The organism is Nocardiopsis sp. iso_186 (genome assembly GCF_056173365.1).
The window spans coordinates 3,284,579-3,310,101 of sequence record NZ_CM149670.1 but is presented as its reverse complement, the minus strand read 5'-3'; the positions used below and the strand labels follow the sequence as shown (position 1 = coordinate 3,310,101).

The 25,523-nt window shown below is 69.6% G+C and carries 25 protein-coding genes and 1 pseudogene; 9 read left to right on the top strand and 17 right to left on the bottom strand.

The features are described from left to right. Positions 1-135: 135 nt before the first annotated feature. Complete coding sequence (locus AC0VYP_RS14490; RefSeq protein ID WP_475470175.1) at positions 136-1,359, top strand: MFS transporter; 1,224 nt, start codon at positions 136-138, stop codon at positions 1,357-1,359. Between the two features lie 44 nt (positions 1,360-1,403). Here AC0VYP_RS14490 and AC0VYP_RS14485 read toward each other — a convergent pair whose 3' ends face one another. After that, on the bottom strand, positions 1,404-1,784 hold the full coding sequence (locus AC0VYP_RS14485) for a YybH family protein (protein WP_285761780.1): 381 nt from the start codon (positions 1,782-1,784) through the stop codon (positions 1,404-1,406). 103 nt (positions 1,785-1,887) lie between these two features. Here AC0VYP_RS14485 and AC0VYP_RS14480 point away from each other — a divergent pair, with 103 nt between their 5' ends. After that, positions 1,888-2,778 carry a LysR family transcriptional regulator gene (locus AC0VYP_RS14480; protein WP_475470173.1) on the top strand — a complete coding sequence of 297 codons (891 nt, stop codon included), beginning with the start codon at positions 1,888-1,890 and terminating at the stop codon, positions 2,776-2,778. Positions 2,779-2,855: 77 nt separating this feature from the next. Here AC0VYP_RS14480 and AC0VYP_RS14475 read toward each other — a convergent pair whose 3' ends face one another. After that, positions 2,856-3,563 (bottom strand): GAF and ANTAR domain-containing protein, encoded by a 708-nt coding sequence (locus AC0VYP_RS14475; protein ID WP_475470171.1) that lies wholly within the window; start codon positions 3,561-3,563, stop codon positions 2,856-2,858. A 204-nt stretch (positions 3,564-3,767) separates the two neighbouring features. Here AC0VYP_RS14475 and AC0VYP_RS14470 point away from each other — a divergent pair, with 204 nt between their 5' ends. Both AC0VYP_RS14470 and AC0VYP_RS14465 read left to right on the top strand, forming a co-directional pair. Next, positions 3,768-4,079: an ArsR/SmtB family transcription factor gene (locus AC0VYP_RS14470; RefSeq protein WP_475470169.1), complete on the top strand. Its 312-nt coding sequence runs from the start codon at positions 3,768-3,770 to the stop codon at positions 4,077-4,079. Further along, positions 4,069-4,458 carry a VOC family protein gene (locus tag AC0VYP_RS14465; RefSeq protein ID WP_285761776.1) on the top strand — a complete coding sequence of 130 codons (390 nt, stop codon included), beginning with the start codon at positions 4,069-4,071 and terminating at the stop codon, positions 4,456-4,458. Before AC0VYP_RS14470 ends, AC0VYP_RS14465 begins: the two co-directional genes overlap by 11 nt. Before the next feature lie 174 nt (positions 4,459-4,632). Here the strand turns inward: AC0VYP_RS14465 and AC0VYP_RS14460 are convergent, their stop codons facing one another. The 8 genes from AC0VYP_RS14460 to AC0VYP_RS14425 form a co-directional block, all read right to left on the bottom strand. Next, complete coding sequence (locus tag AC0VYP_RS14460) at positions 4,633-5,304, bottom strand: enoyl-CoA hydratase/isomerase family protein (RefSeq protein ID WP_475470167.1); 672 nt, start codon at positions 5,302-5,304, stop codon at positions 4,633-4,635. Between the two features lie 567 nt (positions 5,305-5,871). Continuing rightward, positions 5,872-7,260: a tripartite tricarboxylate transporter permease gene (locus AC0VYP_RS14455; protein ID WP_475470166.1), complete on the bottom strand. Its 1,389-nt coding sequence runs from the start codon at positions 7,258-7,260 to the stop codon at positions 5,872-5,874. Beyond that, positions 7,257-7,670: a hypothetical protein gene (locus tag AC0VYP_RS14450; protein ID WP_475470164.1), complete on the bottom strand. Its 414-nt coding sequence runs from the start codon at positions 7,668-7,670 to the stop codon at positions 7,257-7,259. Before AC0VYP_RS14450 ends, AC0VYP_RS14455 begins: the two co-directional genes overlap by 4 nt. A 2-nt stretch (positions 7,671-7,672) precedes the next feature. Continuing rightward, positions 7,673-8,593: a hydroxymethylglutaryl-CoA lyase gene (locus tag AC0VYP_RS14445; RefSeq protein ID WP_475470163.1), complete on the bottom strand. Its 921-nt coding sequence runs from the start codon at positions 8,591-8,593 to the stop codon at positions 7,673-7,675. Between the two features lie 17 nt (positions 8,594-8,610). Next, complete coding sequence (locus AC0VYP_RS14440) at positions 8,611-9,879, bottom strand: hydroxymethylglutaryl-CoA reductase, degradative (protein WP_475470162.1); 1,269 nt, start codon at positions 9,877-9,879, stop codon at positions 8,611-8,613. Between the two features lie 117 nt (positions 9,880-9,996). Next, entirely contained in the window at positions 9,997-11,898 is a 1,902-nt protein-coding gene (locus AC0VYP_RS14435; protein WP_475470160.1) for a helix-turn-helix domain-containing protein, read from the bottom strand. A 103-nt stretch (positions 11,899-12,001) separates the two neighbouring features. After that, the gene (locus AC0VYP_RS14430) at positions 12,002-12,193 is read right to left on the bottom strand and encodes a hypothetical protein (RefSeq protein WP_285761769.1); all 192 of its coding nucleotides are present in this window, start codon (positions 12,191-12,193) and stop codon (positions 12,002-12,004) included. Between the two features lie 160 nt (positions 12,194-12,353). Further along, positions 12,354-12,749, bottom strand: coding sequence for an ANTAR domain-containing response regulator (locus tag AC0VYP_RS14425; RefSeq protein WP_285761768.1), 396 nt, complete (start codon positions 12,747-12,749; stop codon positions 12,354-12,356). A 489-nt stretch (positions 12,750-13,238) separates the two neighbouring features. Here AC0VYP_RS14425 and AC0VYP_RS14420 point away from each other — a divergent pair, with 489 nt between their 5' ends. The 3 genes from AC0VYP_RS14420 (at position 13,239) to AC0VYP_RS14410 (ending at position 16,425) form a co-directional block, all read left to right on the top strand. Then, positions 13,239-14,192: a DUF5996 family protein gene (locus AC0VYP_RS14420; protein ID WP_475470158.1), complete on the top strand. Its 954-nt coding sequence runs from the start codon at positions 13,239-13,241 to the stop codon at positions 14,190-14,192. 512 nt (positions 14,193-14,704) lie between these two features. Next, entirely contained in the window at positions 14,705-15,727 is a 1,023-nt protein-coding gene (gene pdxA, locus AC0VYP_RS14415) for a 4-hydroxythreonine-4-phosphate dehydrogenase PdxA (protein ID WP_475470157.1), read from the top strand. Between the two features lie 440 nt (positions 15,728-16,167). Next, positions 16,168-16,425: a hypothetical protein gene (locus tag AC0VYP_RS14410; protein WP_475470155.1), complete on the top strand. Its 258-nt coding sequence runs from the start codon at positions 16,168-16,170 to the stop codon at positions 16,423-16,425. Between the two features lie 492 nt (positions 16,426-16,917). On the opposite strand, the gene AC0VYP_RS14405 is transcribed toward AC0VYP_RS14410, so the two are convergent. The 3 genes from AC0VYP_RS14405 to AC0VYP_RS14395 all read right to left on the bottom strand — a co-directional run bounded on the left by AC0VYP_RS14405 (position 16,918) and on the right by AC0VYP_RS14395 (position 19,022). After that, on the bottom strand, positions 16,918-17,409 hold the full coding sequence (locus AC0VYP_RS14405; RefSeq protein ID WP_475470153.1) for an ester cyclase: 492 nt from the start codon (positions 17,407-17,409) through the stop codon (positions 16,918-16,920). A 638-nt stretch (positions 17,410-18,047) separates the two neighbouring features. Further along, entirely contained in the window at positions 18,048-18,455 is a 408-nt protein-coding gene (locus tag AC0VYP_RS14400; RefSeq protein WP_475470152.1) for a YchJ family protein, read from the bottom strand. Positions 18,456-18,527: 72 nt separating this feature from the next. Then, positions 18,528-19,022 carry an Lrp/AsnC family transcriptional regulator gene (locus AC0VYP_RS14395; protein WP_285761755.1) on the bottom strand — a complete coding sequence of 165 codons (495 nt, stop codon included), beginning with the start codon at positions 19,020-19,022 and terminating at the stop codon, positions 18,528-18,530. Between the two features lie 101 nt (positions 19,023-19,123). On the opposite strand from AC0VYP_RS14395, the gene AC0VYP_RS14390 reads away from it, so the two are divergent. Then, a complete protein-coding gene (locus AC0VYP_RS14390; protein ID WP_285761754.1) occupies positions 19,124-19,606 on the top strand; it encodes a DUF2000 domain-containing protein in 483 nt (160 codons plus the stop codon). Positions 19,607-19,637: 31 nt separating this feature from the next. Here AC0VYP_RS14390 and AC0VYP_RS14385 read toward each other — a convergent pair whose 3' ends face one another. Both AC0VYP_RS14385 and AC0VYP_RS14380 read right to left on the bottom strand, forming a co-directional pair. After that, a complete protein-coding gene (locus AC0VYP_RS14385) occupies positions 19,638-20,165 on the bottom strand; it encodes a SpoIIE family protein phosphatase (RefSeq protein ID WP_475470149.1) in 528 nt (175 codons plus the stop codon). Between the two features lie 254 nt (positions 20,166-20,419). Further along, a pseudogene (locus AC0VYP_RS14380) lies at positions 20,420-21,448 on the bottom strand (GAF domain-containing protein); the annotation flags it as partial. 459 nt (positions 21,449-21,907) lie between these two features. On the opposite strand from AC0VYP_RS14380, the gene AC0VYP_RS14375 reads away from it, so the two are divergent. Beyond that, positions 21,908-22,171, top strand: coding sequence for a MerR family DNA-binding transcriptional regulator (locus AC0VYP_RS14375; protein ID WP_475470148.1), 264 nt, complete (start codon positions 21,908-21,910; stop codon positions 22,169-22,171). A 69-nt stretch (positions 22,172-22,240) separates the two neighbouring features. Here AC0VYP_RS14375 and map read toward each other — a convergent pair whose 3' ends face one another. After that, on the bottom strand, positions 22,241-23,026 hold the full coding sequence (gene map, locus AC0VYP_RS14370) for a type I methionyl aminopeptidase (RefSeq protein WP_475470146.1): 786 nt from the start codon (positions 23,024-23,026) through the stop codon (positions 22,241-22,243). A 222-nt stretch (positions 23,027-23,248) separates the two neighbouring features. Further along, complete coding sequence (locus tag AC0VYP_RS14365) at positions 23,249-25,519, bottom strand: ABC transporter permease (RefSeq protein ID WP_475470144.1); 2,271 nt, start codon at positions 25,517-25,519, stop codon at positions 23,249-23,251. Positions 25,520-25,523 lie beyond the last annotated feature (4 nt).

Genomic DNA, 25,523 nt, shown 5'->3' with positions numbered 1-25,523 from the left:
CAGCACACGCAGGACCGCCCCGGTGCCCGCCCCGCTCCCGGAAGCCGTCGTCCCGCTCGCCGTCGGCCGCGCCCTGCGCGCCCTGGCGGGGAGCACGCGCCATGGCGAGCAGCCGACCGAGAAGACCGACTCACGATGCCCACCTACCTCGATTTCGTGCACGCCAACCGAAGGAGGCTCAGCGGCGGATTCCTGCTCTTCTTCCTGTCGTCGTTCGGACAGACGTTCTTCATCTCGTTCTTCGCCGACGACATCCGCGCCGAACACGGCCTCTCCCACGGGGAGTTCGGCGCGCTCTTCATGGTGGCGACCCTCGTCGGGGCACTGTCGCTGACCCGGCTGGGCGCCGTGGTCAACCGCTATCGCGCGTCAACGGTCGTGCTCGTGGCGATCGGGGCACTCGTGCTCGGCGCTGTGACGATGGCACTGGCGACCCACCTCCTGCTCCTGCTCCTCGCCCTCTTCGTTTTGCGCCTTTTCGGGCAGGGGATGCTGGCCCACACGTCCTTCACCCTGATGGGGCGGTGGTTCGACCGGGAACGGGGCCGTGCGACCACGGTGGCGACCCTGGGCCTCAACACGGGAGAGGCGCTGCTGCCCCTGGTGGTCGTGGTGGTGACCGTAACGGAGTGGCGCCAGGCATGGTGGCTGGCCGCCGTCGCGTTGCTGCTCTCGCTGTGGCCGGCGGCGTCCCTGTTGGGCGATCGGCCCGGCCCCGGTGCCCGTGCGGACGGGTCGCCTCCGCGTTCCGTCCGCCACTGGACCCGTGGGGAGGCGCTGCGCGACCCCTATTTTCCGCTCCTCGCAGCTGCGCTGGCCGCCCCGGCACTGATCGGTAACACCGTCTTCTTCCACCAGCTCTACCTGGGAGGACTGCGCGGGTGGGATTCCGCGCTCTTCGCTTCGGCGTTCACCGTCTACGCCGCCGCGACCGTCGGTGCGAACCTGGTGGGCGGGCACCTGGTGGACCGGTTCACCGCGCTGCGGATGGTGCCGGTCTACCTGCTGCCGTTGGGCTGTGGGCTGCTCGTGCTCGCCGCGGTCGGCCAGTCCTGGAGCGTTTTCGTCTTCATGGCGCTGTACGGCGTCACCAATGGGCTTTCGCTCACCGTGTTCGGTGCGGTGTGGCCCGAGGTCTACGGGGTGCGCCACCTCGGCGGAATCCGTTCGGTGGTCACGGTCGTCCTGGTGTTCGTTTCCGCTGCCGGCCCCGGCGCCGCAGGGCTGCTGATCGACGCAGGGGTGAGCTATCCGGGGCAGGTGGCGGTGCTCGGCGGGTACTGCCTGGCAGCCTCGGCGGTGATGGTCGGCGCCACCGGCGCCGTTCGGGCCCGCGCCCGGACATGGAGCGCCCAGTAGGCAGGACCCCGCTGCGGCAAAGACGTGTGCGCCGCAACGGTCGATCAGTGTGCGGGCGGGATGAATTCGGGCTGGTCGAGCAGCCGCAACCAGCTGCCGTCGGGTTGTCGCCGGGCCACCTGCGCACGCGCGCCCGCGCCGTCGCGCGGCGGTGTGGAGGTCAGCGCGATATCGCCGCTGATCAGCGTCGGAAGCGGTGCTTCTGGCTCGAACCTCGGCGCGTCGGCCAGCACCGACGCCCACAGCTCCTCGATGGCCGCGCGCCCTACTGTCCGACCGCCCGGCGGGTAGGCCATGACGGCGTCCTCCTCGTAGAGTTCCGCGACGCCCACGGCGTCCCCGGCGTTGGAGCGCTCCACGAACAGCCGGGTCAGGTCCTCCGGCCGCAGTGCCTTCTCCCGTAGTGCCTTCTTCAGGTCCGACACGTGACTTCCTTTCAGTGAAACACCACGTCAACGCTGTCCAGCATGAATCGAACGGCAAAAGAAGTCCAACAGATAACTCTGCTGGGAACTAGAATTTCTGGTTATGGAACTGAGGCAGCTGGAGTACTTCGTCGCGGTCGCCGAGGAAGCCGGCTTCACCCGGGCTGCCGAACGCGTGCACATCAGTCAGTCAGGGGTCAGCGCCCAGATCCGCCAACTCGAACGAGAGCTCGGTGCCCCGCTCATCGACCGCTCCGGTCGCACGGCCACGTTGACGGTGGCGGGACGGGCCGCGCTCGAACACGCCCGCGCCGCGCTTGCCGCGGCGGATGCGGTACGGCAGGCCGTCGAGGAGGTCTCCGCGCTGATCCGGGGACGTCTCGTCGTCGGAATGGTCATCGGATGCACGGTCACTCCGCTGTTCGATGCCCTCGCGGCGTTCCACCTCGCCCATCCCGGGGTGGAGATCGTCCTGGTCGAGGACGACTCCGATCGCCTCGTCGAAAGCGTGCGCTCCGGTGCCGTGGACCTGGCGCTCATCGGCACGGCCGCCGAGCCGCCTCCGGGGCTGGACGCGCTGGCGATCATCAGTGAACCGCTCGTCGCGGTGGTCCCCCCGGGGCACCCCTTGGCGCGTCGGCCGAGTGTCGGTCTCGCCGACATCTGCGCCTATCCGATCATGTGTCTGCCCACCGGCACGGGTATTCGGACCGTGTTCGACCTGACCTGCGCGGCCCAGGGGCTGAAGCCCGCCGTTGCGCTCCAGGCCGGTTCCCCCGACGCCGTGGCCGCCCTCGCCGTCCGCGGACTCGGTGTCGCGGTCCTGTGCGCATCGATGATCACCGGCCACAAGGGGCGGCTGAGGGCCCTTGCCATCGACGACGCCACCACCCCCGCGGTACTCGCGCTGGTCTGGAAGGCATCGCCCGGCCCGGCGCTTCGGGAGCTGATCCGGCACAGCACCAGGGCCTTCTCCCCACCGGCTCCGCGGTAAGGGCGTTCGGCGCTGTCGGGCTCCGCGTCCCAAAACCGCCCGGGCCCGGTCCCCGGCCGACGCCTGTGCGGTCCGGGTCAGCCGGGTTTCTCCCCGCTGCGGGTGATGCGGCGGGCGATCTCACGGAGCTTGGTATTGGTGTTCATGGAGGCTTTTTTGAGCAGCTCGAACGCTGCGGCGCTCGTGAGGCGGTGGCGCTCCATCAGGATGCCCACGGCCTCCCCGATCTCCTGGCGGGTGGCGTATCCCTCCTGCAGCGTGGCCTCGCGCTGGGAGGCGGCCACGGCAACCGCCGCGTGCGAGGCGAAGACCCAGCCGATCTCCCGCGAATGCTCGTCGAAAGCCCGAGGACGGGACGAGTAGAGGTCCAGTGCGCCGAGCGCGCCCTTGTACGTGAACAGCTCGAAGCCCATCATCGAACCCACGCCCAACTCGATGGCGCGGGGCCGGTAGAGGGGCCAACGGGTCTCGTTGGCCATGTCCTCGACGTAGAAGCTCTGCTGGTGGCGGGCGGCGTCCAGGCATGGCCCCTCGTCGCATTCGAACTGCGCGCGGTCGGATTCACGGACCAGGTCGCTGGTGGCGGCCGGGGTCGAGAAGGTGTGGTCGTTGCGGTTCACCAGAAGGACCCCTGCTTCCTCGCATCCTTCCACGGTGGTCACCGCCAGCGCCGTGATCGATTCCAGGATGTCCTCGACCGACTCCTGGGAGAGCAGGTCCCTCGCCATTTGGGCGAAAAGCCGGGGATAGGCGTCTATCCCGGTGGTTCTCGAACGATCCCCCATCGCCGCCCCTTTTCCCTCTGCTCGGACACCGTGACCGGGTGCTGCAGAGAGCACGCTACCCACACTGCTCCGTCTTCCTCCTCCTCTACCTCCACGGCGCGCCGTAAACGGGAACGAGTCGATCAGAAGCGCAGAAGTACAGGTCGGATGCCAAAGAACCCGTCTTTATTCAGGGGAAGGTTCCGTTGATTGACGTGCAAGTAAATGCTTGCGTATGGTGTGCGCGTGGGAGACGTCTTCAAGGCCATCGCCGATGAGACCAGGCGCGCGATCCTCGACGAGCTCGCCGAGCGGGACGAGCAGACGCTGTTCGAGATCTGCGGCCGCCTCGCGGTCGGGCACGGGCTGGCGTCGTCGCGGCAGGCGATCTCCCAGCATCTGGAGATCCTCGAGGATGCCGGACTCGTGCGCACCGAGCGCCGTGGCCGCTACAAGTACCACTTCCTGGACACCGCACCTTTGCAGCTGATCATCAGCAGATGGCCCCGACCCGAGGAGAACAATCATGCGGATTAACCTCGCCAGTGTGTTCGTTGACGACCAGGACCGGGCGCTCGCGTTCTACACCGACGTCCTCGGATTCGTGAAGCAGCAGGACGTTCCGATGGGGGAGGCACGGTGGCTGACGGTTGCCTCCCCGGAGCAGCCGGACGGTCCCCAACTCGTCCTCGAACCGGACGGCCACCCCGCCGTCGGTCCCTTCAAGGAGGCGCTTGCGGCCGACGGCATCCCCTTCACTTCTTTCGCGGTGACCGACGTCCGGGCCGAGTACCGGCGACTCGTCGAACTCGGCGTGCAGTTCACGCAACCCCCCACGGAGATGGGGCCCGTGACGACCGCGGTGTTGGACGACACGTGCGGCAACCTTCTGCAGATCGCCAGCACGGGCAGGTGAGGCGAAGCAGGGCGGCCTGTCCGCCCCTTGCCCGATGCCCGGGCGTGCGGAGTGAGCAGTCGGCCCGCATCCGGGTTGCGGGCGGCCCCGGGCCCCGGTGCCGGCCGCGCTGTCCTTCCTGGGGGTGAGCAGAGGGGGCGGCTGAGCCGGGCCGAGAGGCGCGGTGGTCCGGCTTCAACTGACGGGTGCACCGCTGTCCCGCAGGATCTGCAACGCCGGTGCGTACATTCGGGCCTTCACGGTGGCAAGGGTCGGACCTGCCTTCGCGGTCTGGGGTCGGGCGAGTTCCAGCGCTGTGTCGCGCACAGAGTCCTCGGCCACCGCGTGGTTGACGATGGCCGCGTCGAGTGCTTCGTGCCCGCCGTAGCGGCGGGCCGTGATCATGGCGGTGTGCGCTGTTCGCGAGGAGAGTTTCGCCTGGATCAGTGCGGATATGCCCGGGGTGAACGCGATGTCGATGTCGATCTCGGGCAGGCACCAGTAGCCGCGGTCGGCGCGCATCACGCGGAAGTCGTGGGCCAGGGAGAACATGGCGCCCCCGCCGAACGCATGGCCTTGCAGGGCGGCCACGGTGATGACCGGGAGGGACAGCATTCTGGCGAGGAGGCGGTGGACGCTGAGGACGTAGGCCGGATGCTGTTCGGGGTGGGCCAGCAGCCAGTCGAGGTCCAGGCCCGTGGAATAGAACTTGCCCCTTGCCGTGGTCACCAACGCGCGTGGTCCTTCGGCCCTCTCCACCTCGTCCAGCATGGTGTCAACCGAGACGACCCAGTCGGGGTGCAGGCGGTTCTCGGTGTCCCCGAGGTCCAGGACGAAGACGTCATCGTGGCGTTCGAGAGCGGGCACGTGAACTCCTTGAGAGGTCGTCGGTGTGTCCGGAAAGGTTCACGCCGGCCCCGTGTCGCCCCGGGGCAAAGTGAAACCGGGTGTTCGTCCTCGTGGATGCCACGCGGGGAAGTCGAGGGGAAGAAAGGGGAAGCCGAGGGGACGAAACCGGTGTGTCCGCTGCCTCCGGCGGCAGTGGATGCGGGTGCTCCCGACGACGGGCCGGAGGTGCTCGCTCCGGCCGCGACGGTCGGGAAACTGAGACGCATGCGGTTCTGTCGGGGTTGATGGTATTCGCGCGGGAGGCTCCCACCTGTGATTATCACTTTGAGTTTGCATAGTAAAACAAAAAGTGACTTCCGGGGGTGGGTTCGCGGTTCGGGGCGGGTACTGCCTGCGGCCTCTGCTCTCATGGGCTTCCCGCACTGCGGGGGGGGGGGGGCGGTGCCCCTCCCGTCACGGCCGGCTCTTCGCCCGTGCTCGTGGCGGCCTGCGGCGGAGATGCGTACACCCCCGGGAGCGGACACGCGACGGGCGGGTGGGTCGCGACCCACCCGCCCGAGGGGCGCCGCCTCGGCGGTCCGGAGGTCAGCCGATCAGCGCGAGGACCTGCGGGACGGTGAGGACCGCGACGTAGAAGCCCATGAACTGGACACCGGTATGCACGTTGAACACCTTGTTGAGCAGCCCCCCGACCAGGCCGACCGTGAGAGCGACACCCACGGCGAGCAGTCCGCCCTCGTACAGGCAGATCACCATGATGAGGCCGGCGAAGGCGCCGATGATGGCCTCGTGCGAGACCTTGCGCATCACGAAGGAGGCCGCGCGGTGGGCGTAGGTCATCGCGAACGGGTAGGCGATGATCGCGGCCAGGGCCACGCCCAACAGGCCGTAGACCAGGAACTCCCCGCCCGAGAGCAGGTTGTGCAGGTTGTTGGTCTGCCCGGTCTCGGCGTTGACCGTATACACCGGGGGAGCGTTGAACAGCGGTGCCGCCGGCCCCGCGGCCATCGGCGACAGGGGCAGCCCCAACGCGATCAACGGGATCAGCGTTTCGGCGATGTAGGTGGACTCGGTGGTGCCGTTGCGCACCGACATGACCGAGGTGAGGCGGTGGTAGCCGTTCTTGATGCGCGCCCCGGCGACCTCACCCATGAGCACGGTCATCGCCACGGGGGAGAACACGAACGTCGCGCTGGAGACCCCGGCCGCGGCGCTGGTGTAGGCGATCTGCTTGCGGTCCAGCACCTTGAGCGGGTTGGGGACGCGCCCCGTCCAGGTACGGGTGTCCGGCGCCAGGTCGAAGCTGCGCCGGGAGTCGCGGCGCAGTGTCGTGCGCCCGGCCGGGGACAGCGCGGTGAACAGGTCCGCGATCAGCGGGCCGGTGGCGATGCCCAGGAAGAAGCTGATCGACAACGATCCCCCCGTCGTCTGGGAGACGAACGTCTGGAGGCCCACGATCAGCAGGACGAAGGGCACCAGGGCCAGCACTGCTGCCAGCCGGCCCTTGGAGGTGTAGGCGATCAGTACCGCGGCGGCCACGAAGATCCAGGGGGCGGCCTTGCCGATCTGGTCGGCGAAGGGACTGAGCAGCCACGCGAAGAGCACGGCCAGCGGCACCGAGATGAACGCGGCGATGACGCCGCCGGAGATGGCCTTGCGCAGTGCGATGTGCGGCACGCCCAGGTCGCGCAGCATCTGCGCGTCGCGCAGCATCGGCACCGCCATGGTGTCGCCGGGGATGCCGAGCAGCGCGGTGGGAATGGCGTGCGTGATGTGCTTGGCGACGATCCCCGCCATGAAGAAGGTGAACACCCCGGCGGCCGGGACGCCCAACAGCACCACGAGCAGGGTCAACGGCGCGACCGTGGCGGTTTCGTCGGTCCCCGAGACCAGACCGATGAGGGCGAAGACGACGGCGCCGAGCAGGCCCATGCCCAGGGCCCACGAGGCGTCGGTGAGCAGGTCCGGACTCATGGGGTGGCCTCCTTGAGGTGGCGTTCGTGCTGCGCGCGCAGGTCGTCGTAGAGTCCGAGCGCGCGGATCTCTTCCCGGACGGGCTCGGGCAGTTCGGCGGGGTCGCCCAGGGGGCCGTACTCGGCCTCGATGGCGTCCATGGCCGCGGCGCGGCCCTCGTTGCCCGAGTCCTGCTCGGTCACCACCCGCTTGGGCTCGAACAGCCGGGCCCCGATGAATCCGGCGATCAGGCAGCCCGCCAGTCCGGTCAACAGGGCGTAGGAGCCCGCCAGGGACGGATCGGCGATTCGGGAGAAGAAGTAGTCGGCACCCAGATAGAGGGGGGTGGCGGTACCGATTCCCAGGGCGATCGCGCCGACGGTGTGTCTGGAGTTGACGGTGTCGCCCCAGATCTCCAACAGGTTGGACATGGTCAGTTCCGTTCGCTGAGGGCGGCGACCACCCGGGAGGGGCTGGGCCGTCCCAGGTGCGTGGCCAGCCAGGTGCTGGTGTGGACGAGGGAGTCGAGGTTGACCCCGGTCGCGATGCCGAGCCCGTGCAGCATCCACACGAGGTCCTCGGTGGCCAGGTTGCCGGTCGCGGTGCGGGCGAAGGGGCAGCCGCCGAGCCCGCCGACGGAGGAGTCGAACTCGCTGACCCCGGATTCGATTGCGGCGTAGACGTTGGCGAGCGCCTGCCCGTAAGTGTCGTGGGCGTGCAGGGCCAGGTCGTCCGCCGGGACCCCCGCGCCCTCCAGCGCGGTGACGAGTGCCTTGACGTGTCCGGGTGTGGCGACGCCGATCGTGTCGCCCAGGGAGATCGACGTCACCCCCATGTCCCGCAGTCCGCGTGCGGCCGCCACCGCATCGGCGACCGGGACCGGCCCCTCCCAGGGGTCGCCGAAGACCATCGAGAGATAGCCCCGGACAGGGATGCCCTCCTTGCCCGCCCGCTCCACCACCCGTGCGGCCGCGGCCGTTGCCTCGGTGCGGGAACGGCCCAGGTTCGCTCGGGAGAACGATTCGGTGACGCTGAGGAAGACGGCGACCTCGTCGGCGCCCGCGGCCAGTGCGTCGTCCAGCCCCCGCAGGTTGGGGACGAGCACCGGGTGCCGCACGCCGTCGGTGCGCTCCAGCGCACCGAGCACGGTTGCGGCGTCGGCCATCTGCGGGACCCGGGCGGGGTCAACGAAACTCGTCACCTCCACGGCCCGCAGCCCGGCGGCCACCAGGCGCCGGATCAGTTCCACCTTGACGTCCGCGCCCAGGACGGCCGCCTCCGCCTGGAGCCCGTCGCGCGGCCCCACCTCGTAGACGCGTACGCGGTCGGGAAGTCCGGCCTGGGGTACGGGCATGGGCAGTCCCGGGGCCATCAGTGCTCCCGCAGTTCGGCCAGGACGGCCTCGGCGCGGTCGTGCCGGAACGCCTTCTCCGTGATGAGGACCGCGACGACCCGGTCGATCTCGTCGCCCTGGGCGCCCACGGCGAGGGCGAGGTTCTTGGCGTGCAGCGACATGTGCCCGCGCTGGATGCCTTCTCCTGCCAGGGCCCGCACCGCGGCGATGTTCTGCGCCAGGCCGACCGCGGTGATCAGTTCGCCGAGTTCGCGTGCGGAGGTGACCTCGGTGACGGCGATGGCGGCACGCGCCGCGGGATGGGTCTTGGTGGCTCCGCCGACCAGGCCCACCGGCATCGGCAGTTCCAGGGTCGCCACGATATTGCCGTCCGCGTCCTCCTCGAAGGCGGACAGTGATGCGTAGTGGCCGGCCGCGCCCACCGCGTGGGAGTGGGCGCCCGCCTCCACGGCGCGGGTGTCGTTGCCCGTTGCCAGCACCACGGCGGATACGCCGTTCATGATGCCCTTGTTGTGGGTGGCCGCGCGGTAGGGGTCGGCTGCGGCCAACTGGTAGGCGTGGACGATGTCGGCCACGATCGCCGGTCCGCCCAGGGCTTCGGAGTCCAGGACCGCGCGTGCCCTGCTCAACCGCAGGTCGGCCTTGTTGGTCAGGATGCGAAGGACCGCTCGGCCGCCGGCGATCTGGGCGAGCCGCTCCGACACCGCCTCGGCCATGGTGTTGACCGCGTTGGCGCCCATCGCGTCACGTACGTCCACGACGAGGTGCGCCACCACGTAGGTGTGGGCCGGGGCCTCGACGATGCGCACGGTCAGGTCCAGTACCCCGCCGCCCACCTCGGCGAGCTTGGGGTCCTGTGCTGCGGCCAGGGCGATCAGCTCGTCGCGGGCCTCCAGCACGCGCAGACGGGCGGCACGCGGGTTGACCACGTCCACCACCTGGATCTGGGCCTGCATCACCGGCCCGGTGCTGCTGGTGGTGAAACCGCCCAGGACGCGCGCGATGCGCGCGGCGTTGCTGGCGGCGGCCACCACGGAGGGCTCCTCGGTGGCCATCGGCACCAGGACGTCGCGCCCGTTGACGGTGAAGTTGGTGGCGATCCCCACGGGGACGCCCATGACCCCGACGACGTTCTCGATCATGTGGCCGGCGGCGTCCACGCTCAGCCCGTCCGGGTCCAGGGCCGCGAACACGTCGGGGTCCAGGCCGCTCTCCCGCACGACGGCCGCGCGTCGTTCGTGAACGCCGAGCTTGCGAAAACCGGTCAACCTGCTGCTGGTGGCCACGGTGGCTGTCTCCCATGAAACGGACGCCGCGATGTGTGCTGCGTCACTGCGAATCCGTCCATGTAAGCAGTGGGAGTGATCCAGGCGACATGTCCGGATCGGACACCAATCGAGGGCTCACCATGTCCGATCCGCAGTGGAGCGAAGACGGTGCAGCCGGGCGGCCACGGCGACGCGGAACAGCGGGTCCCCGGTTTTCCACTCACCGCCCAGCAGCGACGTCACCCGCTCCAGCCGCTGCTTGACGGTGTTGGGGTGCACGTACAGGACCCGCGCGGTGCGTGCGACGCTGCCTCCACTGTCGGCGTAGGCGGCCACCGTCTCGGTCAGGCCGGTGCGGTTGCGGGCGTCCCAGGCGAGCACGGGGCCGATCATCCGCTCCACGTAGGCCAGGGCCCGGGCGCCGTCGGTACCGAACATGGCCAGGTAGGGCGCATAGTCGTTGACGTGGAACGCGCCGTCGGCCATGCCCAGTGCGGGCAGGAACGCCGCGCACTCCCACGCCTCGGACAAGACGTCGGCGATCTCCGTGGGCGCCCCGACCCGGGAACCCACGGCGATGAGCGGCCCGCCCCCGGTCGCGCGCCAGCGCTGCCGTACCTCCACGGCGGCGGCCCGCGGATCGGCGCTGGGCACGAGCACGCTCACGCCTTCGCTCTGCGTGGCGATCAGCCACGGCTGACTCCCCGCGGAGAGTGTGCGCAGCAGGGGGTGGCGGGAGGAGTCGGGGGCGGGGACCGCGACTCCGGACCACGGTTGGTCCAGGACGATTCCCCGAACCGCGGCCCGGCGTTCGAGCGCAGCCATGTCGGCGGTCCCCGACACCAGGTCCAGGGCCAGTTCGCCCCGTACCCGCTCCTCCGCGTCGGTCAGCGCGTCGCGCTGCATGGTCAACAGCGCGACGATCTGCCCGGAACGTTCGACGGTGCGCCGCTCGACGTCGGTGAGGGGGGTCGGCCCCTCGCCGACGAGCAGCAGCCCGAGCAGCGCGGACCCGGCGATGGCCGCGCAGACCACATCCAGCCCTCGCGCCCCCACGTCTGCGCAGTGCCCGGAGGCCCGGCTGCGTTTGACCGCCTCGGCGGCCGGCGCGATCAACCGTCCCTGCCGCCACCACCGGTTGACCTCGTCGGTGGTCGCCGCCACCAGCCGGTTCTCCCGATCGGCGATGGCCACGGCCCGCCCCAGCGACTCGGCGAGGGTCGCGGCCACCTCGCGCGGTCCGTGCCCGGACAGCACCAGCGCGGTGAGGCGCTCGTGCACCCGTGCAGAGGCGCTCATCGCCTCGACGTGGTGTTCGGCGCGGGCCTGGGCCTCCTCGGCGCGGTCCGCCGCCTCGGTCACCGCGGAGAACAGGCGGGCGGTGTGCAAGATGATGGCGGCGTGGTCGGCGAACGCCGTCAGCAGGGCGATCTCGTCGCCGGCGAAGGCGCGCGCGGAACGGTCCGCGGCGAACAGCACGCCCAGGATCTCCCCGTTCGCCGACATCGGCACGCCCAGCAGGGACCGCAGGTGTTCCTCGACGATGGCCGCGTCGATCTCCGGGTCGCGGTCGAAGTCGTCGTCGGTCCCGTAGTCGGCGGTCCATTGGGGGGCCATGGTCTGCACGACCCGACTGGCGATCCCCACGCCCGCCGGTACGCGCAGCCCGTGGAACCGGCTGGAGACGGTGCCCCGGCTCGCCCGGACGAACAGCTCGTTGCTGCGCTCGTCGTAGACCGACATGTAGGTGACGTCGGTGCCCACCAGGTCGTGGGCCCGGTCCACGAGCCGTTTCAGCAGCGCCTGCACGTCGCGGACCTCCACCAGGTCGCGGGTGCTGGCGATGAGTGCGGAGAGCTCGCCGTCGCGCCGGCGCAACCGGCGGATCCGTGCGGCCGTGCGCTGCGCCTGAGCTGCAAGGGTCTCGTCAACCGGGCCGAGGACCGACCGCACGTCCTCGCGCGCGAGTTGCTCCCCGGACTCCAGCCGGGTCAACAGGTCGGTAATCGAACGCTGCGCGGCGTCGTCGAGGCGCACGGGGGTGTCACACATTTCGTAAGTGTCGCATCACCGCAGATGAGAGCTGCGGTTCCGGTTGGTTGTCCCGGGATGTTGGACACAACTCCGGACGGTTGACGGTCTACGCGCGGTTGCGGGCGTCCTCACGGGAGGCCCGTCGTGCACGGGCGTCGCGCACGTGTTTCACGGCGATCCACTGCTCGGTCGGATGCGCCCCTTCCGCGAGATCGTGCTTGCGTGCCAGTCCGCTCACCTGGCCGGCCGGCGACGTCGCGAGAGCCGCCCCGTTGTGTACCGAGGCGGTCTTCGCCAACGTGTGGCTTCCTTGCGTCGTGGTTGTGGTCACCCCGTGATCGCAGGCACACCGGGGTCCGTTTCCTCGATACCGGGCGGGCAGCAGTGGGGTCATGGCGCGGCTCCCGGTGACCGGGGGCCGAGGCGCCGTCGCGAACCGGGCGGGCGGTCCCCCGTGGCTACCGGGGCGGCCTGTTTCCCGGGGGCCGCTCCTTGCCCGGAGGAGGGGTGGGCGGGGGATGTTGGGAGGAAGCGAGCTGGCTGGTGCCCAGCACGGCCATCAGCGCGACCCTCGTGGAACGCGTGGTGTTCAGCGGTACAGGACTCGCGGCGCTGGCTGTCAGCGCCTGGGCGATGTCACGGACCTTGATGTTGGCATGTTGCGAGGCGGAGGTGATGATCTTCCATGCGTCCTCCGCGTTGCACCCGCGCGCCTGCATGGTGATGCCGATGGCCTGATCGATGACTGTACGACTGTGCAGGGCAGTGGTGAGGCTGGCGACCTCTTCTTCGAGTTGTCGGTGTCGGTCAACCCCGGCCGCGTCCGGGGTCTCCTGGGTGTGGTCAGCCGTCATGTGCTCCTCCCCCAAGCGCTGCCGTGTGTCCGACTGGTCGCAGACGTACTGGCGCATCGCTGGGTGTCTTTACATGGGAAAACATCCTTTCCTATTCCCAGTGGAAAAAGAAGCACACCTGACCCGTGCGAGCAGGCCGCCCACCAGCACCGACGTTCACCGCCGTCGCCTGCGCTCTTTCGGAGGCGCGTGATGTTTGCGACTGTCGTCGCTGGTGAGAGGTCGGGTTTTCGGGAGACACCTCAGGGGTCGGCCCGGGACCGCGTGGTCCGGCGCGCCGTTGAGGGGGCAGTGACAGCGTTCCAGTGACGCAGGACAGTAGGATCACCGCGCTGGCGGGTGAGCACGGCCGCGCCACCGTACGGGGAGCGGGTCGGACCCGCTCCGGGGCGCCGTGTCGCGAGCGCTCCGACGTCGGTGTCGCCTCGCCCACCGAACCGGGGCGATGCCCTGCCCGGCAGCAGCCGGCGAACCCTAGGGAGACCACCGATGGACGCCTTCCCCGACATGCCGTTCACCGCCTGGCAGGACACCCAGGCCACAGTGCACCGCTTCACCCAGATCGTCGGCAAGATCCGGTTGGCGGCGAGTCCGCGTCGCAACCACTGGTGGAACGTCCCGTTCCACCTCACCGGTCGGGGCATCACCACCCGCCCGATGAGCGACGGCACCGGTGTCTTCAGCATCGACTTCGATTTCCTCGACCACCGGCTCGACATCGCCACCACCACCGGTCTGCGGTACTCGTTCTCCCTGATCGGACAGTCGGTCGCCGGTTTCTACCAGCGGGTGCAGGACGGTCTCGCCGCGGTCGGCGTCCACGCCACCATCGAGCGGCCCTACCCGTTCGACCTTCCCGACGCCGACCGGCCCTTCGCCTCCGACACCGAGCACACCGCCTACGACCCGGCCATGGTGACCCGCTACTGGCAGGTGCTCAGCCAGGTCAACCTGCTGTTGGAGGAATTCGCGGGACGCTATTCGGGAAAGACCAGCCCCGTCCACCACTTCTGGCACACCTTCGACATCGCCGTCACCCGGTTCGGCGACACACCGGTGCCGCAGTCGGGCACCACGGACTCCGTCACCCGGGAGGCCTACTCCCGGGACGTCGTCAGCTTCGGCTTCTGGTTCGGCGACGCCTCCTTCCCCGAAGCGGCCTTCTACTCCTACACCGCCCCCGAGCCCGACGGCCTGGCCGAAGAACCCCTCACCCCGGACACCGCAGCATGGGCCGAGCGCGGCGGAAGCCACCTCGCGGTGCTGCGCTACGACGAGGTCCGCACCGCACCCGACCCGCGAAAGACGGTGCTGGACTTCTACGAGAGTGCCTACCAGGCCGGCGCCCGCCGCGCGGGGTGGGACGTCAACCGTCTGGCCTGCACCAACGGCATCACCGACCCCGAACTCAGGACGCGCGTTGGCGGGGCAGCCGCCCGTTGACGCCCCACCCCGCTCCGGCGTGTTTCGGCGGACCGGCAACCACGGCCTGTCCGGGGGAGGAGCAGTACCGCTCGCCGTCCCGGGCGTCCTCCCCGCAGAGAGAGGACGCCCGGGAACCCTGAAACCGGCTCGGCCGGTAACCGACCTCGGCCTCCACCACCACCGCGCGCCTCCGGCCCCCGTCGCGGTAGCGGAAACCGTCACGGTCACCGCCCGCCGGCGCAGGCGAGGGCCGGGGCGGTCATGTGTCACCCTGTGGCGCGCCGTCCCCGAGCCTCCTTGAGACACTACGGATGGGCGCGCTCGGCGGTTGGGCAGAGAAGGTCCTCCCCTCCCGCTCCACGAAGCCCCCGGGCCGCCGGGGACTGCCCGCCCGGCCGCGGAGGGGCCGTCACGAGTGCACCGACCGCCCCGCCCCCACCGCTGTGCCGCGGCACGGCACCACGCCCTCGCGGGCACCCCGGCCCCATTCCGCGAGGCCCCGCAACGCGACAGAGCAGAAGGACACTTCCATGACTGAACGCCCTACGCTGGCCGTCACGGTCGGCGATCCGGTCGGGATCGGCCCCGAGATCACCGTGCGTACGCTCCTACAGGTGGGAACCACGGCCGCGGCGCGCGGCGTCGTCGTCGCCGATGCGGCCGTCCTGCGGCGTGCGCTACAGGTCTGCGGCCTCGACGCCACGGTCCGCACCCTGGACTCCTGGGACCTGCCCGCCGAGGAAGAAGGGACCATCGACTGCTTCGACATCGGCGTCCTCAAAGACATCGTGTTGCCCTGGGGCACGGTTGACGAGCGGGCCGGCCGCGCCGCGGTGCGCGCCATCGAGGTGGCCACGCGTGCCGCGCTCGAACGCGACGTGGCCGGAATCGTCACCGGCCCCATCAACAAGGAGGCCATCTGGGCGGCCGGCAGCGAACACCTCGGTCACACCGAAATGCTCGGCGCCCTGACCGGGGCCACCCGGCAGAACACCATGTTCGTCGTCCGCGGCAAGAAGATCTTCTTCGCCACCCGGCACCTGTCCCTGCGCAAGGCCCTCGACCAGATCAGCGTCAACCAGCAGTCGGCACAGATCGACGAGGCCCTCACCGCGCTCCGGGTATTCGGCCACGACCGGCCGCGCCTGGCCGTCGCCGCGATCAACCCGCACGGTGGGGAGAACGGCGCCTTCGGTGACGAGGAGATCATGCATCTGGGCCCCGCGGTCGAACGTGCCCAGGCGTCCGGAGCGGATGTGGTCGGTCCGGTGCCCGCCGACTCGGTCTTCCACCAACTGCTCCAGGGCCGGTTCGACGGCGTCCTCTCGCAGTACCACGACCAGGGGCATATCGCGGCCAAGACCTACGACTTCGACGGGACCATCTCCGTCACCGTGGGCCTGCCGATCCTGCGCACTTCGGTGGACCACGGCACCGCGTTCGACATCGCGGGCACCGGAGAAGCCGATCCGGCCACCATGCGCTCCGCCTTCGAGCACGGCGCCGAGTTCGCGCACTTCGCCGACCGTATCCGCGCCGAGTACGCGGTGTGACACCGCACCCCGTGGCCACGGCGGCGGTGGGCATCCCACACCCGAAGGGGGGTGCCCACCGCGGCCCGGTGCCCGAGGAAGGGGCGGACCCCCGTGGTCGAAGGCGGCCGGGCCGTCCCCGCCGCCGACCGCAACCGCTAGGCCCCGGCCTGGAACGACCCCGTGGGCGCCTTGCGTGCGGACCGGGTGTCGTGGCACCGGAAAACGCGGAGGCTCCTGGACCGGTCACCAGCAACAGTTCGGTGGCAGCCGCGCCTGAGACGCCACCCCGCGGAACCGGCAAACAGGTGTTCCGTAATCGCTGATGAACGTCTTCCCTATCCTGCTTGAGCCCGATCGGATGATGTCCGTAACCTGGTCTGCGGCGTGGTGCCGACAAGGCTCACCAACAGTGAGGAAGGTTGGGGTATTCGCAGCTCGGCAACATCATGGAGGATCTTGTGCAGCGCCTGATCGCCACCGCTCTGACCGCGTGCGCCACCGCCGGCGCCCTGGCCCTGACGGCCGCACCGGTCGCTGCCGCCCCGTTCGCGGACGGGCTTCCCCAGGGTGACCGCGTCGCCATCGCCAAGTGCTCATCAGGAGACGGAGAGATCAAAGAGGCCGAGGAGGTAGCCGTGTGCATCAACGGGAATTACGACCCCGAGCAGGCACAGCAGGTCCTGGGCTCCTTGGGTTCCTTGTTCGGCGGTTTCTAGGCGCAGAGCAGTACGGACGTTCCCGCCGATGACTTCTCCGGCGCCCCGACCGACCGACGACCACCACCCGGCTACCTCGTGCGGCGGGTCTTCTGGCGGGGCACCCGGGGAGCGGGCCGAACCGGTGTCGGCCCGGGAACAGGCGGTGTCTGGTCGGGTCGCACAGGGGTACTGCGCGACCCGGCCAGATGCCGTGCCATTGCATCGCGCCGGCTGGCCCCGAGGCGCAGAGGCACAACGGCCCCGCGGACTGTCCGGACGCCGGTGTGCGTGGTTCGGAGCCGATCCGTGGGAAGAACGGATGCGCGTACCGACACATCACCGGGCAGCGGCCGGCCTTTTCCGCCTTGGGAGGCGGAGAAGAGCGAACGGTCGGGCCGGGGCCGACCGGTGCAACGAGAAGGTTCTTTTCCGGCGGGAGCCGGAGTTCTCCTACCAGGTCAAGGCTTTATAGGGATGGGTGGACCGGCGAATTCGCGCTGTCCCGCGCTTTCACCCCAGTTCCTTGCGCGCGCCGCGCAGGGCCCTCAGCAGCAGAAGCCAGTTCTTCGGTTTTTTGTAGTCGAGTCCGCCGAGCAGTTGCTTGAGCATCGTCAACACATCGAAGTAGATGCGCTCGCAGACCAGGACGTCGTCCTCGAAGACGAAGAACGCCGTCATGCGCACCTTGAATTCGTTGCCGGTGGCCGGGATCGATCCGAACGGACCCAGATGCGTGCCGATCAGGTAGAACTCGCAGATGACCGCGTCGTCGCTGTGCCGGAGCCGGATCATCTCGTGGTGCTGGTCGGGGAACGCGCGACGTGAGTCGGCGTAGTAACCGCGGACGGCCTCGTCACCGTCATGGACCACGCCCAGCGCGATCACCTCGTAACGCGGGTGGGGAAACGTGGAGAGAACGTCGTCCCACTGCTGGGCGACCTCGTCCTGGAAGTGGTCGAGGACGATTTTCTCCCGTGTTGCACGAAGTTCCTCGGTGATCACGTACGGCTCCTCTGGTTTTTCGGAAATGATGCCGGGGCGGGGGCACGCCGAATTCGAGCAGCTCGAAATGACCGCGAAGTCGCTGTGCGGCTAAGCGGTGATCCGCGTTATTACTGGTAGGGGGCAAATTTTGATTCGTAGGGGATTCTGCGAACGCAAAGCACGGATTATGCGACTGGGGGAGCGTAACCGATGATGCGGTGGTAATTGTCCCCACGAGTGACGAATGCGCGTGATCAGCGCCTCTCCCGGTGGTCCTGGAAAGCGTGGAGAGTGGTGGGAAATCCGACCGGGGTTGTTCACGGTGAATGAAACGCGGTCCGTCATTGACAGCGCGTTCGGGAGCGAAAGCGTTTCACGTGGGAAAACGCGAAGAGCGTCACGGGGACAGGTCGGGGGGCGCAGGGAGGCGCCTCCAGGGTGCGCGGTCTTCGTGTCGTCCGCTTCATCGTGTACGGGCGGCGGCTCCGCCTGGTTGGCCGCCCCCGCTCCCGCCCGGACGCGGGCCCACCGGTGCGAAACGGTACACGCGAGGTCCTGGCGGGACCGGGGCCAACGAGTGGCCCACGACTACGCGCCCGTTCCCCGACGCTTCCCGGGAAGGGCGGCGGAGCCGGGCAGCCACTGCCTGTCGGCCGCTAGGCGAGAGCGTCCACGTAGGTCCAGACGCCGTCCGCTCGGAGGAAGCGGCTGTTCTCGCGGAGCTCGCCCTCTTCCTGCCCGTCGCGGTAGACGGCGCGGAAGGAGACGGTGCCCTCCTGGTGGAAGGGCGAGCCGCCGGTACTCCCGACGATCTCCAACCCCAGCCACTCCAGGCCGGGGTCCAGGTCGAGATGCTGGGGCCGGGTCCGTGGATGCCACGTCCGCAACAGATAGCCGGCCTCGCCGGTCGCGAAGGCGCTGTAGCGCGACCGCATCAGTTCCTCGGCGGTGGAGGCCACGGCCGAGCCGCGATGCAGCCGGGCGCAGCAGCCTCCGTAGACCTTCGGTGAGCCACAGGGGCAGGGCGCGGCGGCCGGATCGGTGCGAGTACGGCGTTTGGGCATCTCCCGATTGTCCAGGATCCGTGGAGCGCCTGCGTTTTGGCCTTCGCCGGCTCCGCGGCCCCCGCCCGAAAGCTACCGCCCTCCAGGGCGGGGAGACGTGGTGTTCTCGGGCGGAGAAGGGTGGTGGTTGCGGATGTGCTCGTACACCACGGAGGTCCGGACATCGGCGACCTCGGGACGTTCGGTGAGCCGGTCGATGACGAACGCGTACAGGCTTTCGTTGTCGGGAACCGCGACGTGGACGAGGAAATCCTCGCTGCCGGACGTGACGAACACGCCCAGGGTGTCGGGCAGACGGCTCACCCAGTTGCGAAACGCCTCGATGTTGTGCCGGGAGGGAGGCCGGATCCGCACCGCGATCAGGGCCTGGACGGGACGGCCGATCTGGGCGAGGTCCACGTCCAGCAAGGCGCCCTTGACGACGCCCCGCTGTTTGAGGGAACGGGTGCGGTCCAACGCGGTCGTCGGGGAGACGCCCACGGCCGCTGCCACGTCCCGGTTGGTCGTGCGTGCATCCGACTGGAGTTCCCTGAGAATTGCCTTGTCGAGTTCATCTAAGTTAGCCATTTAGTCATTTTAGCCGTACTTAGTACGGACTGTTTGCGGCTTGCTCGAATCAAGCCGTAGTGTCTGGCTCAAGTTTCGTATGACTAGCCAGAGAGGTATCGATGTCTGAGCAGTCGTCCCCGGCACCTGTGGGATTCGCCCCGGAGGAGATGCTGACCGCAGAGCCCACGCGCTCGGCTCGACTGAAGTGGGTCGTGGTCGTCGATGAGCGTCTGCCGGCGGGGCGTGCGGCCAACGCAGTCATCTGCGTCGCCGCTGCCACCTCGGCCAACGTCATCGGGCTGCTGGGCCAGGACGTCAAGGACGCCGACGGCGGTACCCATCCGGGACTGCCCTGGGCCGGGTGCTCCGTGCTGGCGGCGGCGGGCGGCCGCCTGGCCGCCATCCGCGCCCGCGCCGCCGCATCCGCCGGGGTCTTCGTCGCGGACATGCCCGGCCACGCCCAGCGGACCCGCGTCTACGACGACTACCTCGACCAGGTGGCCCGGAGCGGGGCCGAGGACCTCGATTACTCCGCGATCAGTCTGGTCGGCCCGCGCAACCGCATCGACAAGCTGACCAAGGGACTGTCCCTGCTGCCCTGAGGAACCGTGGCGTTACTGCTGCCGTCGCTCCCTACTGCTCCGGGGGAGTGGTCGGCACTCTCACCGCGAGGATGACGATGTCGTCATCGGTGCGGTCGGCCGCGACCCGCTCGGCCAGTCTTTCGAGCAGCACCGGGAGAGAATCATGGTCGAGTGCATCCAGTAACGCGGCGACGTGGTCGATGGCGGTGTCGATGTCGTGCCCGCGCCGTTCCACGAGGCCGTCGGTGTAGAGCAGTAGCAGACTTCCGGGGGCCAGCAGGTGTTCATGGGTGGTGCGCGTCCCGGATTCCAGCCCGGGGAAGAAGAGCCGGTCGTGGAGTTCGAGCCGGATGACCGGGCCCTGGTGTGGGGCCAGTAGCGGTGGCGGATGGCCCGCGTTGGTCCAGTTCAGCGACCAGCCCTGTGGGCCGGGGAGCAGGTGGGCGTGCACGAGGCTGCCACTGGCCTCGACGGCCAGGGCGGAGCAGGCGTACTCCAGTGCCTCGACGGCCCGCGCCGGCCCCTGGCCGGGATGGTCGAGGTCGGCCTGGCGGAGCATACTGCGCAGCTGCCCCATGAGGGTTGCCGCGTGAATGTCGTGGCCGGTGATGTCGCCCACCGTGATGGCCAGGGGGCCTCTGCGCCGTTCGCCGTGTTCGGGAGGTGGTAGGCGTCGTACCAGTCGCCGCCGACCATGTCGTTGTCGGCGGCGGGCCGGTACAGCGAGGCCAGCTCCAGGCCGGAATGGGCGGGGAGTTCGGTGAGCATGGCCTCCTGGAGCTGGTGGGCCACGGTGATGCGTTCCTCCACGAACAGTGCCCGCTCCACGGCCTGGGCCGCGTAACCCGCGATCGTGGTGAGCACCGCGCGTTCCTGGGTGTCGATCTCGTAGGGCATCTCCCAGCCCAGCATCATCACGCCGACCACCTGCCGGGAACCGAGAAGGGGCACGCATACGGCAGTCGCCAGCCCCAGGGAGTCGAAGCCGACCACAGCCTCGGCGCTGTACTCCTCGATCAGTGCGGCGCGGTCGGGAACCAGGACCATCCGGCGTTCGTGTGCCGCCCGGGCGCTCGGCCAGCCGTCCTGCACGGTGTAGACGCCGTGCGAGTCCTCCACGAAGTAGGAGACCTCCGGGTCGCCCACCCGCCGCAGTACCTGGCCCTCGACCAGGGAGATGCCTACATACGAAGGTTTGAGGTCGCCGCTGACCAGGTCGCGGACCCGGCGGCGTACGTCGATCAGGCTCGCGGCTCCGGCGAGGTCTTCGGCGGCCCGCAGGAGCAGCTCCGACCGGCTCAGCGCCACCCGTGCCTGCTCGGACAGTGCCTGCTCCCGTTTGGCCGAGCGCTCGGCCAGGATCTGCGAGTGGATGGCCAACGCCTGCGCCTTGCCGGCCGCCTCGCGGGCGTCCTCGGCCGAATGCCGGGCTCGTTGCGCGCTGCGCGAGGCCATCCGCAGGCGCAGGTCCGCGCTGCACGCCGCAGCGAGGTCGCCGAGGTCCCGCAACTGCTGCCGCGACCAGACGCGTGCCTTGGTGTCGATCGCGCACAGCGTCCCCAGAACACGGCCGTTCCCGTCGCTCAACGGCATCCCCGCGTAGGCCACCACCCCCAGATCGTCGATGGCCGGGTTCGTGCAGGTTCGATGGTCCAACCGGGTGTCGGGCAGTACCAACGGCTGGTCGTCGGCCGCCACGTGCTGGCACAACGAGTGCGAGAGCGGCGTCGCGCGCATGGTCGCCCACGGCTCGGACAGGCCGATCATCCCGGGAAACACCTGGCGGTCCTCTGTCACCAGCGACACCAGGGCGATGGGGGCGTCCAGCAGGCTGGACACCAGTCGGGCGAAGCGGTCCATATCGGGATCGGAGGCCGCTGACAGCCCCGTCTCGGCCAGTACCCATCCGCGGTCGGGGAACGGCGCGGACCCGTCCTCCTCCCGGCGGCGTTCTTGTGGCATCACGGCCCTTCCCGCCCCGACCCGGTGTCCGCTGACCAGCGAGCAGGCGAGGACGTCACAAAGACTGACGTCCTACTTTAACCAGCAGCGTGCGCGGGAATCACCGCATCGCACCGGCCGGACCGCGCTCCGAAACGAGCCGGGGAGAGGCGTGCCGGTCCTGGGCGGAGCACGGGCCGGTCGGTCGGGACGCCGCCGAGTCACGGGAAAGCCGCGGGGCAGAACCGTCGAACCGATGCCGACGTGACTCTGGAGGGCACTCCCGACCGCACACTGAGCACGGCTCGGACCACCGAGCCTCCACGGGGAGCGGCGGCGCGGTAGGCGGGTGGAGATCATGGCCCGGACCGGTAGCGGATGCGGTGCGGCGAACCGTCGAGGGCGACGGGCTCGAGCATCGACACCCTGCGGTTCTACGAGGACGAGGGGGCATCCCCGCGCCTCCGCGCCGCCGGCGGCTACCGCGACATCGAGCAGCTGTCACGCCTGCGTGATGCGCTGGTGCTTCTGCTCAAAGTCCCCGACACCGAAGTCGCGGCGTTCATCGGTTCGTTCTCGCCGGACGAGGTGCCTCGGAAGAACGGTCGTTCAGCCGGGGCCGCCCCGCCCTCTGGTGGGTAGCGCCGTGCTCCGGAGGACGGCTACCGTGCCTCGTCCGCCGGCGCCCCGACATCGGTTCCTCGGCGCGTTCTACGGCCGGGGAACCTCTGTGTCGCGTCGGGTGAGCACCAGGGGGCCGTCCTCGGTGATCGCGACCGTGTGCTCGGAGTGCGCAGCGGGCAGGCCGTCGGCGGTGCGGATCGTCCATCCGTCGGCGTCGAAGACGATCCGGTCCGTGGTGCGGGCGAACCAGGGTTCGAGGGCGAGGACCAGGCCCGGCTGGAGCACGAGGCCGCGGCCGGCCACGTCCTTGTTGGGGACGTGGGGTGCCTCGTGCATGGTGCGTCCCAGGCCGTGGCCGCCGAATTCCACGTTGACCGGGTATCCGTAGTCCGCGGCGACCGCGCCGATGGCGGCCGAGACATCACCCAGGCGATTGCCCGGCCGGGCAGCCGCGATGGCTGCTCCGAGGGCTTCCTCCGTGGCGCGGACGATGCGAAGGTCGTCCTCCGCAGGCGTGCCGACGATGATGCTGACTGCGGAGTCGGCCACCCAACCGTCGATGGAGACCGCGATGTCCATGCTCAGCAGGTCCCCGTCGCGGAGGGTGTAGTCGTGGGGGAGTCCGTGCAGGACCGCGTCGTTGACGGACAGGCAGATGACGTTGCGGAACGGGCCGCGGCCGAAAGAGGGGGCGTAGTCCCAGTAGCAGGACCGGGCGCCCCGTTCGCGGATGAGGCCACGGGCGTGGTTCTCCAGGTCGAGCAGGTTCACGCCGATGCCGGCGATCGTGCTGAGCTCGCTCAGGATCCGCGCGACGAACTGGCCGGTGACACGCATCTGATCGATCTCTGCGGGCGACTTCAGTTCGATCATGGCCGTTTCCTTCTCCAGGTGGTATTAAAATACCAGTATTATCATGCCGCTCACCGAAGATCCGGTCGGCTCCTCGCAGGGCGCGGCTTGGCATCCCGTGTGCCGTGTCGTTCGTTGACGGCCGGGAGCGAGGCGCCGCGCGTGTGCTTCCTGCCCCGGGCAGGGGCCTCCCGTTCGGCGCGTCCACTCACCGAACGGGAGGCCGGGCATCGGTTGTGCCTGCTACTCGGTGCGCAGGCCGTCGGGTCGCATCATCTGCCACAGGGAGGGCAGGCTCGCCAGCGTCACCAGTACGACCATGGCGAGCCCCGCGCCCACGAGTGGGACGAACGACAGCCAGTCGGTGACCGGGAGGCCGGCCATCCGCAGCAGCAGAAGACCGAGGCCGATTCCGCAGCCGGTCGCGATCACCAGGCCGATCACCACAGGGATCGCCGTCTGCCACAGCACCGACGCCCCCAACGTCGAGCGGTCGGTGCCGAAGGCGACCAGTACCGACAGCTGCCGTTTGCGGTCGCGCAGCTGTTCGACCGTCGAGACGACCATACTGGCCCCGATCACCGCCATCGTGACGATCGCGGCGGCCCTGAGCGCATCGCCGACGGCCGCCATCTCCGTACTGTTGGCATCGGGCGAGAGCGCGTGCAGCGTGAGCCCGGGGTCGCCGATCCCGATGTGGTTGCGCACGTGCTCGGCCGCGTCCGGGACCCTCGGGTCGAGGGTGATCAGCACCGTGGACCGGATGTCCGACAGTTCCTCCACAGGGAAGGCCGACGGGGTGACGAACAGGCCCTCGTAGGTTTCCCCGACCGTGAATTCCCTCGTTCCGGCCTGCTCCACCCGCGGGACGTCCCACGGACGGGGGTCGGTGACGCCGGTTCCCGGATAGGCGTTGTCGAGGTCGAGCCGGTCGCCCGGACGCACGACCGACGCGTCGCCGCGGTCGGCGAAGGAGTCGCCGTCACCGTCGGCACCGGCGACGAAGGCGTCACCGTCGGCGCAGGACGAGAACGTGATCAGCTTGTCCAGAGCCGCGCAGTCGGCGACCACGACCGACCGCCTCTCCTGACGGCCGGAGGAGTCGGGTTCGGCGCCCACCAGTGGAAGATCGGCCCGCAGGATCGAGAAGGAGGACGCCACTCCCTCGGCGCCGTCGATCCCTCGGGCGAACTCCAGGCCCTCGGCGCTGCTGTCCACCGAGGAAGAGGCGACCAGCTGCACCTGGGACGGGCCCTGGCCGGTCGCTTCCCGGTCCGCCTCGTCCACTGCGGAGAACAGCATCTGGAGGGCGATCGCGCCGGCCACGGCGATGGTGATGCCGCTGACGGTTCGGGCAGCGGGGCCGCTGTTCAACTGGAGGCGTCGCGTGGCCAGCTGCCACGACAACGGACCCCCGCGCAGCCGGGCCACCACGACTTCCACGATCCACGGCAACAACAGGGTGAACCCCGTCAGCGTCATCAGGACGCCGGTCACGATCGCCCACTCGTCGGCCGCGGAGGCCGACCCACCGCCGAGCACGGCCAGTATCGCGATCCCGACGGCAGGCAGCACCAACCGCCACCACAGCCGGCGGCCCCGGTCGGTGCCCTCGCGGGAAACACCCAGCGGGCTGACGGCGACCTTGCGGAGCGCGAAGAGCGTCACCAGGACGGCGCAGGCAGGGACGAGCACCACGATCGACGCGGCGATCAGCGGTGCGGGTACGGTGTCCGCCGGCGACACGCCTCCGTAGGGCAGCGGCACCTCGCCGACGAACATCCGGGCCACCAGGAAGAGGCAAGCGCCGACCAGCAGTCCGAGGAGCGCGCCCACAAGGGACTCGCCGGCGGCGATCCGCCGGGTCATCCCGTTGTCGGCGCCCATCAGCCGCAGCGCCGACAGCCGCCGGTCCCTGCTCTCCCCGCCGAAACGCACCGCGGTGAGGACGAAGACCCCGATCGGCAGCAGCAGCACCACGATGATGACCACGATCAGCATCACGAAAACCGGGTCCATGCCGCTGTTGGACCGGTCCTCGCCGAAGGAGGAGACGGCGGACGGGGCCGGCTCTTTCGAGAGGGTGTCCGTGCCCAGGTAGAAGTGGAGTTCATGGGGGCCGCTCAGTCCTTCGACCCCGATCACGCCCACGATCGACGCCTCGTCGAACCGCTCGGCGAGCAGGGCGCCGTCCTCGGAACGCAGAAGATCGCGCAGGGCCGGGGAGACGTAGAGCTCGCCTGCCGTCGGTATCCGGTCGATCCCCGGGGGGCGGACGGCCGCTTCCGGGTCCCCGAGCGGCTCCAACAACAGCCCGCTCACCATGGTTCCCCGGAAACCGGTCAGCTCGTACGACGCCAGTAGGGCGTCGCCGCCGGCCTCCTCACCCCCTTCCAGGAACACCGGTGACCGGGCGCCCATCCGGTCCTGCATCGCGTCCCGCACGGTAGGGGCGGTGGACGCCAGCAGAAGCAGCATCACGCCCAGGCCGACCCCCAGCGCCGTGAGTAGCATCCTC